This window comes from Arthrobacter sp. SO5, assembly GCF_020532805.1.
Classification (GTDB): domain Bacteria; phylum Actinomycetota; class Actinomycetes; order Actinomycetales; family Micrococcaceae; genus Arthrobacter.
Map to the genome: position 1 here is coordinate 1 of NZ_MQTQ01000076.1, position 8,887 is coordinate 8,887.

Annotated in this window: 8 protein-coding genes; 5 read left to right on the forward strand and 3 right to left on the reverse strand. The window is 67.6% G+C overall.

All coding sequences use genetic code 11. The features are described from left to right. Window positions 1-1,951 (reverse strand): TPM domain-containing protein (locus BJG92_RS14725; protein ID WP_232084746.1); only part of this gene is annotated, 1,951 nt, incomplete at its 3' end. A 298-nt stretch (window positions 1,952-2,249) separates the two neighbouring features. Between BJG92_RS14725 and BJG92_RS14730 the strand changes: the two genes are divergently transcribed. The 5 genes from BJG92_RS14730 (at window position 2,250) to BJG92_RS14750 (ending at window position 7,362) form a co-directional block, all read left to right on the forward strand. Then, window positions 2,250-3,902, forward strand: coding sequence for a trypsin-like peptidase domain-containing protein (locus BJG92_RS14730; protein WP_232084747.1), 1,653 nt, complete (start codon window positions 2,250-2,252; stop codon window positions 3,900-3,902). Window positions 3,903-4,204: 302 nt separating this feature from the next. After that, window positions 4,205-5,005: an electron transfer flavoprotein subunit beta/FixA family protein gene (locus BJG92_RS14735; RefSeq protein ID WP_232084752.1), complete on the forward strand. Its 801-nt coding sequence runs from the start codon at window positions 4,205-4,207 to the stop codon at window positions 5,003-5,005. A 13-nt stretch (window positions 5,006-5,018) separates the two neighbouring features. Continuing rightward, the gene (locus BJG92_RS14740) at window positions 5,019-5,972 is read left to right on the forward strand and encodes an electron transfer flavoprotein subunit alpha/FixB family protein (protein ID WP_232084748.1); all 954 of its coding nucleotides are present in this window, start codon (window positions 5,019-5,021) and stop codon (window positions 5,970-5,972) included. Window positions 5,973-5,976: 4 nt separating this feature from the next. Continuing rightward, complete coding sequence (locus tag BJG92_RS14745) at window positions 5,977-6,756, forward strand: PIG-L deacetylase family protein (protein WP_232084749.1); 780 nt, start codon at window positions 5,977-5,979, stop codon at window positions 6,754-6,756. Between the two features lie 72 nt (window positions 6,757-6,828). Continuing rightward, window positions 6,829-7,362, forward strand: coding sequence for a gluconokinase (locus BJG92_RS14750; protein ID WP_232084750.1), 534 nt, complete (start codon window positions 6,829-6,831; stop codon window positions 7,360-7,362). A 51-nt stretch (window positions 7,363-7,413) separates the two neighbouring features. Here BJG92_RS14750 and BJG92_RS14755 read toward each other — a convergent pair whose 3' ends face one another. Together BJG92_RS14755 and sigK are read right to left on the reverse strand one after the other, a co-directional pair. Then, window positions 7,414-8,304, reverse strand: coding sequence for an anti-sigma factor domain-containing protein (locus BJG92_RS14755; RefSeq protein WP_232084751.1), 891 nt, complete (start codon window positions 8,302-8,304; stop codon window positions 7,414-7,416). Between the two features lies 1 nt (window position 8,305). Further along, window positions 8,306-8,887: ECF RNA polymerase sigma factor SigK (sigK, locus tag BJG92_RS14760; protein ID WP_269462041.1), on the reverse strand; the 582-nt coding region annotated here is incomplete at its 5' end.

Genomic DNA, 8,887 nt, shown 5'->3' on the forward strand with positions numbered 1-8,887 from the left:
AATCTCCGCCGCCCCAGCCGCCGCCGCCTCCGCCGTGAAGGATGGAGTTGATGAGGATGCCGCCGAGGATGGCGCCGCCCAGGCCGCCGCCGCCGCCGCCGAACATGCCGCCGCGGCCATAGCCCTGGTTGGCGTGGCCGCCGAATTGGTCAACGTCGGACTGGGCCTGCTGTGCTGCCTGGGCCGCCAGGTTGTGAGCCTGTTGGGCGTACTGCAGTGCGGTCACGGGGTCCGTGCGGGAGATGGAGAGGGCGTAGTCAAGGTTGCGCTGTGCCTCCGCGAGGCGGGTGCGTGCCTCCGTGCCGACGCCGCCGCGGCGGGCGGTGATGTAATCCGACGTCGCGCTGATCTGCGCCTGGGCGGACATGATGCTCTGCTGAAGCGAGGCCTGGGCGCGACGGGCCTGCTCCTGCTTGTCACGGATCCCGGCGAGGGACGAGTCCAGGGACTGGTGCGCCGTTTCGACGCGTTCGAGGGTGGCGATCGGATCGATCTTGCCGCCCTGGATTTCGGCCTTGACCCGGGCCAGGGCTGCTTCCACCGCGGCTACGGGCCCGGCCAGCTCCCGGTGCTCCCCGGACTGGATCATGGCCCTGGCCTGGGCCAGGTCCTGAGAGGTGTCGACGACGGCGGACTCAAGGCTGCTGCGTGCCTCATCCAAGTGGCCGGCGACCTTCGTGATCGCATCGATCAGCACGTTGGTCTGGTGCAGGCTTTCTTCCGCTGCCCGGACCGCCACGGCGGCGAGGCTGCTCTCTCCGGCGCCGAGCTTCTCCTGCGCGGTGACGGAGGCGTTCTGCACGAAGGCAAGCCGGTCCTTGGCCTGGCTGATGTTATCGGCAACCTGGGCCAGGGCGCTCTCGGCGTACTTGGCGCGCAACTCCGTGAGTGACTTCTCGGCGCTGGCGATCTTGGCCTCGGCCTCCTTGGCACCGGCGCCGACGGTGGCGAGGGCCTGCGGGGCGTTTTTCTCGAGCTCTCTCAGCGAGTCGAAGTCGGCCTTCTGCTCCTGCAGGGACGAGAGAGCGGCCTCGGAACGGCGGATGATTTCGCCAAGCCAGGCCCGCTGCTGCTCCTCCGTGTCCGGGATGTGGTCATCGAGTTGCTGCTGGAGTTTGAAGGACTCAGACATGTGGGTCTTGGCTTCCTGGAGGGCCTTCGTGAAGTTACCGACCGCGGAATCGCCGTACTGCGCCTGGGCGAACCCGAGTTCCTGCTCGCTGGACTTGATGGCGTCATCGGCTTCAATGAGGAGCGACCCGGACTTGCGGCGAAGCTCTTCCACGGTCAGCCCGGCGAGCGGGTCGGGCTCAACGTCCTGCCGGCCCGTGCCCGTACCGGCCCCCTGGGCGGCCTTCTTCCGGCGGTTGCGGAAGTAGAGGTAGGCGCCCGCGCCGCCAGCGGCGAGGACACCCGCACCGACAAGCACGGCGCTGCCGGCGCCGGCTCCCGAGGTGACCGAACCGCTTCCGCCCCCGGCGGCGTCGCCGACGGCAGCGGCAGTGTCAATGGCAGCCTGGGCAAAGTCGCGATTGCCACCCCCGAGGTTGGGCACAATGGCGTTCTGGGTGATGTTGCTTGTCTTCGGGTAGATAGCGCTGGCCGAGCTGGGCGAGAAGTAGTATTTGCCGTCATCGGACATCGTGAGGATCACGTCCGCCTTGCCCATGCCCTTCTTCGTGGCTACGGCCTGCGCCCAGCCCTTCGGGTCGGAGGGGTTTTCGAAGGTCTTGGCGGTGACCACATAGAGGTTGTACTTGTGGTCCTCCAGGAGCTTCTGGATGGCGTCCTGGACCTCGCCCTTGCGGCTGCCGAGCACGTTGCCGCTGTCAACGATGTTTTGACCGGACGGGATGGCCAACGGATCTTCGGCCTGGGCAGGAGCGGCGGGAAACGCCAGCAGTCCGGCGACGCCAAGAATGGCGAGGAAACGCTTGAACTTAGACCGCATGTGCAACCCTTCAGCACTTCTGCGACCAGTTCGGTCGAACCGGTCGTCTCAGAATGCAGCAGCGCCCCGACGCAGGTGCAAGGCCGCAGGTCGCTGTGGCGATTCCATTTGATTCTATGGTGCACCCACTGGGCAGTCCACCAACGGGAATATGCCACCAGCGAAAAGCGCTGAAGGGCTCAAAACGCTCCGGTCGGGGGTACTTGCCACAGCGCTCAGGAACCTCCCAGCAAATGTCCGCCCAAGTATCAGTGACAGCGTCCATAGTTAATGGCAGACGAGGATGAAAGGAAGTCTTATGACTGAGAACCCAGCGCAGGGTGCGTCACCGGAGCCATCACCATTGAACGAGGAGCAGGCCAAGCCATTAGAGGCCCCTTCCGGGCACCAGCAGGCCTCCCCGGCGCACGACTCCGCGGCCGGGAACCCGACCCTTCGGTTGGACCGCGCTGCCGACGACGGTCCGCGCCCCGTTTACCCGCAGCACCAGCCCTCCTACGGCCACATCCCCGAGGACCGGCAGGCCCAGACGCACCCCACGGAGCAGTTCGACGGCGCCCAGGAACGCACCCGGGAGGGTCAGGCCCACGATCCGGCCGGCTACGGACACGGACCCTACCCGTCGGCCTTTGGCCAGCCGCAGCACACTCAGGGTCAGAGTGGCCAGCCGCCGTACGGGCCGTACTATGCGAACCAGCCGCCGGCAGGATCGCCGTATGCGTCCGACCCGGCGCACGCCCCGAAGCGCAAGGCGGCGTTCGGCGTACCCACCCTCGTTGCCAGCATCCTCGCGGCCGGGCTGATAGGCGGCGGCGTCGTTGCAGGGACCACCCAGCTCCTGGGGGGCCGGGCCCTGGCCCCGACGGGGTACAGCAGCAGCACGCAGGCCGGTCCGGTCATCGTGAACAACAAGGATGACGTCAACGCCATCACCGCTGCCGCCGTCAAGGCCAGCCCGAGCGTCGTGACCATCAAGGCCACCAGCGGCAGTGACGGCGGCACGGGCTCCGGCATTGTCCTCGACGGCGAGGGCCATGTCCTGACCAACACCCACGTCGTGACCCTTGACGGCAAGGCGGCCAAAGCCGCCATCGAGGTCCGCACGAGCGACGGAAGGGTCTTCAGTGCGACAATCGTCGGCACCGACCCGCTCTCCGACCTCGCAGTCGTCAAGATCGACAAGCCTTCAGGCCTGATCCCGGCGACCCTCGGTGACTCGGGCAAGCTGAACGTCGGGGATACCGCCGTCGCGATCGGCTCCCCGCTTGGCCTCACCGGGACAGTGACGGACGGCATCGTGTCAACACTGAACCGCACCATCAGCGTCGCCTCCTCCGCGGCGCCCAAGGAAGGGGCCGACAACTCCCAGGGCGGTGGCCAGGGCTTCCAGTTCGCCCCTCCCGGCGGCGGACAGGGCCAGAGCACCGCGGACCAGGGATCCATCTCCATCAACGTCATCCAGACAGACGCCGCCATCAACCCGGGCAACTCCGGCGGCGCGCTGGTGAACACCAAGGGCGAAATCATCGGCGTCAACGTCGCCATTGCCTCGGCCGGGGGTGACGCCACGAGCAGCGGCAACATCGGGGTCGGCTTCAGCATCCCGATCAACAATGCCAAGCGCGTTGCCCAGGAGATCATCAGCGCCGGCAAAGCCTCGCACGGCCAGTTCGGCGTCAGCGTGAAGCCCAAGACTGCGAGCTCCTCCGCCTCCGGATTCTCGGTCGGCGCGGAAGTCGCCACCGTTGAATCCGGCTCCGCCGCGGACAAAGCCGGCGTCAAGGTCGGTGACGTCGTGATGAAGTTCCAGCAGTTGACCATCAGCGACCCAAACCAGCTCACCGCCGCGGTGCGGGAGCAGCCCGCTGGCGCCACCGTTAAGGTCACGGTCCTCCGGAACGGCCAGCAGCAGGAACTGGACGTGACCCTCGGCGCGGCCGCCGAACAGTAGGCCCCGAACAGTAGGCCCCGAACAGTGGGTCCCGAACAGTGGTTCCAGAACTCGGGAGCGGATAGTCCGATGAGAACCCGTGAGCCCGGGCGGCACCAGCCGCCCGGGCTTACGGCTGGCTTCCCCGTTTACGGCGGGGGCCGGCCGCACCTCGTGGAACAGGGCTTAACCCGCCCGCGCGCGGGCCCGGCTATATGGTTAGCTAGAAACAACCCGGCGCTCCCGGGCGCTCCATGGCCACGACCCACCCGGCTGGCTATCCACCCGCATGGAAGGCTGCTGTAGACACAGTGGAAGAGACTCTGAAGATCATCGTGCTGGTCAAGCACGTCCCTGACGCTCAGTTCGACCGGCATCTGACCGGCGCGGGCCACACTACCGACCGTGCTGAAAGCATCCTGTCCGAGCTCGACGAATATGCCCTCGAGGCCGCGCTGCAGCTGAGCGAGGCCCGCGGCGGTGAAGCCGCCGGCAACAAGGTGATCGCGCTGAGCATGGGCCCCGCCGGGGCCGTCAACGCCGTGAAGAAATCCCTGCAAATCGGTGCTACCGAAGGGGTGCACCTCAGCGACGAGGCCCTCGCCGGCTCCGATGCCGCGGCGACGTCACTGGCCCTGGCCGCGGCGATCCGCCACCTGGGCGCGGACGCTCCCGCCGACCTCGTCATGACCGGCATGGCCTCCACGGAGGGCGAGACGTCGCTGGTTCCGGCCCAGCTCGCCGAGCGCCTGGGCCTGCCACAGGTCACATTCGCGGCCGCACTGGAGCTCGACGGCGCCAAACTCACCGCGCGCCGTGACGGGGACTCCCATGCCGACACGGTCGAGGCCACACTGCCTGCCCTCGTCTCGGTCACGGACCAGATCAACGAGCCGCGCTACCCCAATTTCAAGGGGATCATGGCCGCCAAGAAGAAGACGATCACCACGCTCAGCCTCGCCGACATCGGCGTCGACCCCTCGCTGGTGGGGCATTCCGGCTCATGGACCGCCGTCGGGACCGCAGAACCCCGCCCGCCGCGCACCGCCGGCACCATCATCACCGACGACGGCGACGCCGGCATCCAGCTGGTCCAGTTCCTGGCCGCCCAGAAACTCCTCTGAGGGAAATCCCGACATGGCAAAAGTACTTGTATTCATTGACAATCCCGGCCGCGCCCTGAAGAAGACCAGCCTCGAGCTGCTCACTATCGCGCGGTCACTGGGGGAGCCAGCGGTGGCCATCAACGGCGAACTGCACGGCGACGTCGCGGCCGTCCTGGCGGCCTACGGCGCCCAGGCGCTCTACCGCCCCTCGGCGGAGGACCTTGATGACTACCTCGTGGGCCCAAAGGCGTCCTATCTGGCCGCCGCAGTGCAGGCCTCCGGGGCCACCATCGTGCTCACGGAGAACTCGGCCGAGGCCAGGGAAATTGCGGCGCGGCTGGGCATCAAGCTCGGCGCCGGTGTCATCACCGACGTCGTGGGTGTGGAGCAGGACGGCACGGCCCACAAATCGGTGCTGGCAGGTTCGTACACCACCACCGCCAAGGCCACGACCCCGGTATCCGTGCTCACCGTCAAATCCAACAGCATCACCCCCGAGCCTGCCGTCACCGGCACTGCGCCGGCAACCGTCACGGTCGAGGTGCCGGAGACGGCGACCGCGCCGTCAGCCAGGATCACGGCCCGCAACGAGAAGGCCGCCAGCGGCCGCCCCGACCTTGCCGAGGCACGGATCGTCGTCGCCGGCGGCCGTGGCGTCGACGGGAACTTCGGCCCGGTGGAGGAGCTTGCGGATGCGCTGGGCGCCGCTATCGGAGCATCCCGCGCCGCCACGGACGCGGGCTGGATCGGCCACGATGCCCAGGTGGGCCAGACGGGCAAGACGGTCTCGCCGCAGCTTTTCATCTCCGCCGGCATCTCAGGAGCCGTCCAGCAAAAATCCGGCATGCAGACGGCAAAGGTGATCGTGGCGGTCAACAAGGACGCCGACTCGCCCATCTTTGAAATCGCCGACTTCGGCATCATCGGAGACCTTTTCAAGGTCCTGCCGCAGGCAACCGAAGAAATCAAGAAGCGCAGGGGCTGATCCCTTGGGCACCAACGCCGTTCCGGCTCAAAGCCCGTTCGATCCGGCCAGCTCCCGGGTTGAACGGGTCCTTTGTTTCGCCGCGCACCCCGACGACATCGACTTCGGCGCCGCCGGCACGATCGCGGCCTGGACCGCCGCCGGCGTCGAGGTCAGCTACTGCATCATGACCGACGGCGACGCTGGCGGCTTCGACCCCCAACGGCGGGACGAAATCATCGGCCTCAGGAACGAGGAGCAGCGCCGGGCGGCAGCCTTGGTGGGAGTCACCGCCATCCACTACCTCCACCAGCGCGACGGCTACCTTGAGCCCACGCACGAGGTGATCCGTGAGGTGGTTCGGTTGATCCGGCAGGTGCGGCCCGACGTCGTGCTCTCGATGCACCCGGAACGGAACTGGACGCGGATCCAGAAGAGCCACCCAGACCATCTGGCGGTGGGGGAGGCCGTGACCCGGGCCGTGTATCCGGCGCTGGAGAACCCCTTCGCGTACCCGGAACTGGCCGAGGCCGGGCTGGAAGCCTACAAGCTGCCGTGGCTCTGGTTCTTCGCCGGACCCGAGGAACGCGAGAACCACTTCGTTGACGTCACGGAGCAGATTGATGCCAAACTCGCCGCGATCCACATCCACGCGAGCCAGCATCCAGACATCGCCGCGATGGACCGCACCGTCCGCGGCCTCTCGCTGGCGACCGCCCGGCGCGGCGGCCTGCCGGCCGGACGCAGCGCCGAAGCCTTCCACGTCGTAACAGTCAACGGCCCCGGGACGATTGCCGGTTTCTAGTATTGCCCGGGTACGGCTTCCGCCATAAGCTGGCCTCTGTTTAAATCATATTTATTTGGAAGGCAGACTTTAATGGCGAAGACTGCGCAGAACCCTGTGCTGGTGATCATGGGTGTCTCGGGATCGGGAAAATCAACGGTGGCCGGTCTCCTGGCCGGCACCCTGGGCTGGGACCTGGCCGAAGGCGACGACCTGCATCCGGCCGCCAACGTGGCGAAGATGCATGCGGGCCAGCCGCTGAACGATGATGACCGGTGGCCCTGGCTGGAAACCATCGCCGACTGGATCCGCGCACACACCGCTGCCGGGACGCCGGGGGTGGTCACGTGTTCGGCCCTGAAGAAGCGGTACCGCGACGTTCTGCGGGGCGACGGCGTGGTGTTTGTCTTCCTTGACGGAAGCAAGGACCGGATTTCGGATCGGCTGGCGTCCCGGCACGGCCATTTCATGCCCCCCGCCCTGCTGGATTCGCAGTTCGAGGCACTAGAGGCACCCGGCGGCGACGAAAACTGCATCACCCTGTCAGCCTCTGCAAGCCCCGCGGAAGAGACCCAGGAGATCATCGACCGCCTGATGCTCGACGCCGCGGGCGCCAAGCAGGGGTAGCAGGCGCTCCGCGAGCCGGGCCGGGGCGGCCGGTCCGGCCCGGTCGGGCCGCTAAGCTCCCAGCGGGGCAGTCGCCACTGCAGGCATGGTCGGGGACGTGGAGCCGCCGGCCGGTTCCACCGTGATGCCCAGGGTCGCAGCGGAGCTGATGCCCTTGACGACTGCGGGCTTTGACAGTGCCTCGGCGTCCATGAGCCCCTGCGATACCGGTGCCGAGCCGTCCTTGGGAACCAGCCACATCTGGTAGACCTTGCCGGAGGGCGGAGGCGGGACGTTGTTCATCTTGACGACGATTGCGTCCTTGGACGTGGAGACGGTCACGGTGGCTGTGCCACCGCCGGCGACGTCGACCGTCGCCCGCCGCACGTCCCCGGCCTGGAGCACCTGGTTCAGCGGATCGTTTTGATTCGCCACGTAGGCGCCGACGCCGACGCCGCCCAGGGCGATGACGGCTGCGGCGGCGACGCCGACGAGCCAGTTGCGCATGCCCTGCGGCCGGCGTCGTTCTTCACGCCGCTTGCGCGCGGCGCCGAGCTCGTCGGCGACCGGAAGCTCTGATTGCTCCCGGACCGGCCGGGGCACGACGGCCGGAACCAATGGTGCCGGACGGCCGGTGTTGGCGCCGGGCAGCGGCCCCGCGGCCTGGGCCGGCAGCGTGGCCATGATCCGGTCCAGCAGGCCGGCCGGCGGCACTTCCTCTGCGGCAAAACTGGTGGCGAGCGTCTCGCGGGCCTCGCGGACCCGTTCGTTGAACGCCGCTCGTTCAGCCTGCAGAGCGGAGGCGATGTATTGCTCGATCGCGGCTCGTTCGGCGTCGTCGATGGCGTCCAGCGCGTACACCTCGGCAAGGTCAACGGCGCGGCCCGAGGCGAGGTCGGTGGCGATATCGGCGGCGAAACCGCCGGGGACTCGGCCGTTGTTCTTCGCATTCATTTCGGTCATCTCAACTCACCCCCAAACAGGTCTTCAGTCGGATCAGTCCGTCGCGGATGCGGGACTTGATGGTGGGCACTGCAGCGCTGAGCTTCTCCGCGACTTCCCGGTACGTGAGGCCCCCGTAGTAAGCAAGCCGCACGGATTCCTGCTGGGTGTCCGTCAGTGTTTCCAGGCAGCGGACCACAGCTTCTGCCTCGAGCCGGCTGCCGACCTCATCGGAGACCGAATCGTGGTCGATCTCCTGGGTGCTGGCGCCGTATCTGGCTTCGCGGTCGGTGGACGACTGGGAGGAGCGGACCTTGTCCACGGCGCGGCGGTGGGAGATGGTCATGAGCCACGCGAGCGGGCTGCCGGCAGCGGGGTTGAACTTGGAGGCATTCTGCCAGACCTGGAGGAAGACCTCCTGGGTAGCGTCCTCGCTGAGTTCGGCGTCGATCAGTACGCGCCGGGCCATACCGAATACGCGCCGGGAGGTGAGATCGTAAAACTCGGCAAAGGCGCTCTGGTCACCCTGGGCGATCTGCTCCAGCAGAGCGCCGAGCCGGCGGTTCACGTCGGCTGGGGTGCCTGGGGCAGCGGTGGCCTCGGG

Excerpts from the sequence above, each read along its gene's own strand:
- BJG92_RS14740 (WP_232084748.1), top strand. The coding sequence starts at position 5,019 with ATGGCAAAAGTACTTGTATTCATTGACAATCCCGGCCGCGCCCTGAAG.
- BJG92_RS14755 (WP_232084751.1), bottom strand. The coding sequence starts at position 8,304 with ATGACCGAAATGAATGCGAAGAACAACGGCCGAGTCCCCGGCGGTTTC.
- BJG92_RS14750 (WP_232084750.1), top strand. The coding sequence starts at position 6,829 with ATGGCGAAGACTGCGCAGAACCCTGTGCTGGTGATCATGGGTGTCTCG.
- BJG92_RS14730 (WP_232084747.1), top strand. The coding sequence starts at position 2,250 with ATGACTGAGAACCCAGCGCAGGGTGCGTCACCGGAGCCATCACCATTG.